Source organism: Blastomonas sp. UPD001, from assembly GCF_003426715.1.
Taxonomy (GTDB): domain Bacteria; phylum Pseudomonadota; class Alphaproteobacteria; order Sphingomonadales; family Sphingomonadaceae; genus Blastomonas.
In genome coordinates, this window is record NZ_QKVT01000066.1 from 1 (window position 1) to 2,318 (window position 2,318).

The 2,318-nt window shown below is 65.6% G+C and carries 2 protein-coding genes; both read right to left on the reverse strand.

All coding sequences use genetic code 11. The features are described from left to right. A partial coding sequence (gene bchE, locus DM995_RS18415) for a magnesium-protoporphyrin IX monomethyl ester anaerobic oxidative cyclase (RefSeq protein WP_116970633.1) occupies positions 1–1,474 on the reverse strand: 1,474 nt, incomplete at its 3' end. 112 nt (positions 1,475–1,586) lie between these two features. After that, on the reverse strand, positions 1,587–2,318 hold a 732-nt coding region (locus DM995_RS18420), incomplete at its 5' end, for a sterol desaturase family protein (protein WP_198669486.1).

A 2,318-nucleotide genomic window follows, 5' to 3' on the forward strand; every position in this document is an offset into this window, starting at 1 on the left:
CGCGCGTCTCGTCGAAATGAAAGTCGACGCTCTTCGCGGTCTGCGGCCCCCAATAGCCCGCCTTGCCCAGATCATAGAAGGTGCGGCGGAAGCCCGCGCGCAGGAAGGCATAGAGGCAGCCCAGCAGATAGCGCCGCCGGAAGCCCGTGCCGCGCCAGGGATAATGGAACAGGGCTTTCCGCATATAAAAGCGGCGGTAATTGGCCATCACCCGGTCGAGCAGCTCGCCGCGCTCCATCGCCGCGGGCTTCATGATCGGGGTGACGAAATTGTACTTGCTGAAATCATGGACCTCGACCTTGTCCTTCAGCTCCTCGAACAGGGGCGTGAACGGCCAGGGCGTGTACATCGACCAGTTGGCGAGGTCCGGCTGCCAGTCCCAGGCCATGCGCCAGCTTTCCTCGAGCGTCTCGGCGGTCTCGTTCTCGAGGCCCACGATGAACTGCGCCTCGACGAAGATATCGGCCTCGCGCAGCAGGCGGATCGCGGTCTTGTTCTCCTCGACCTTGGTTTCCTTGTTGAACAGGTCGAGCCGCATCTGCGCCGCCGCCTCGGTGCCCAGGCTCACATGCACGAGGCCCGCCGAGCGGTAGAAGCCGAGCAGCTCCTTGTCGCGATAGATATCGGTGACGCGGGTGTTGATGCCCCATTTCACCTTGTCCGGCAGGCCGCGATCGATCAGCTCCTGGCAGAACTCGATGAATTTCTTGCGGTTGATCGTCGGCTCCTCGTCGGCGAGGATGAAGAAGCCGACGCCGTGCTTCTCGTGCAGCTCCTGGATCTCGTCGACGACCAGCTTGGGGTCGCGCACGCGGTAATCGCGCCAGAATTTCCATTGCGAGCAGAAGGAGCAGGTGAACGGACAGCCGCGCGCCAGATTGGGGATGGCGACGCGCGTGCCGAGCGGGATATAGGTGTACTGCTTCCAGTCGAGAATGTCCCAGTCGGGCTTCAGGCTGTCCATATCCTTGATCGTCTCGGCTGCCTTGCTGGCGATGACCCGATCCCCCTCGCGCCAGGCGAGCCCGGCGATCTCAGCGCGGTCCTGCGGCCAGCGGCCCTGCGCAATCGCGCTGAACAGCTCGACCGCGATAGTCTCGCCCTCGCCGCGCACGATGACATCGATATGCGGCGCTTCCATCAGGACCTGCTTGTACATGAAGGTCGCATGCACCCCGCCCAGCACGCGCACCGCCTGCGGCACGGTGAGCGCGGCGATCTCCAGCACCCGCTCGGCGGCATAGATGCTGGGGGTGATCGCGGTGGTGCCGACGATATCGGGCTGGAGCGCCGCCATGCGCGCGGCGAGATCGTCATCCGACACCCCCTCGGTCATCGCGTCGATGAAATGGATGTCGTCAAACCCTGCGCGCCGCAGCGGCCCGGTAAGATAGGCCACCCAGGCCGGCGGCCACGTCCCCGCAATCTCCGCCCCGCCCGAGCGATAATTGGGATGCACGAACAGGATACGCATGGGCCCCTCCGGCGACTCGGGGGTGATGCCCCGTCATGTCAGAGCATGCGGGAGGGGGGACGCGCGATCATTGAGGTGGATCAAATTTGCCGGGGCGTGCGGCTGAGCCGGATCAGGCCTCTTCCAGAGGGGCAGGCGTCGCCTTCGGACCGCGCCCGCCGCCTGCCGCCTCGCGGATCATCCGCGCCCACTCGCGGAACGGGTACATCCACAGCGCGACGAAATCGGTATCGGGCACGCCTGCGGTCTTCGCCCCCATCGGGGCATCGAGATGCTCCGGCGCGCGATAGGTGCCGAACAGCCAGTCGTAGATCGGCAGCGCATTGGCGAGGTTGGTATTATAGGCGGGCTCGGCATCCAGATGATGCCAGCGGTGGAAGCGCGGGCTGGCGATGACCATGCGCAAGGGGCCATGGTCCCAGTCCAGCGGCGAATGGACATAGGCCGCGTGCACCAGCACCGCGAGCGTGCTGGCCGCGGCGGCGGCGGGCGGCAGGCCCATCCAGCCGATCATCACCAGCGCGAACAGCCGCATTACCACCGCCTCGAGCAGATGGATGCGCCACTGGGTGAGGCCGTTCACATGCGTGTCGCTATGGTGGATGGCGTGGATCGGCCAGCCCCAGCGGCTGTGCAGCCAGCGATGCGACCAGTAGAGCCAGAACTCCTTGGCGACAAAGGCGATGACCACCAGCAGCGCGGAGGGCACATCCTCCCAGACCGAAGACGGCAGACGCGGCAGTCCCAGCGCCTCATAGGCCATCAGGAAGCCGGCGGTGGCCAGCACCAGCCAGGGCAGCAGCAGCAGGTTGGTCAGCCAGAACAGCACGCTGACCCCGCTATT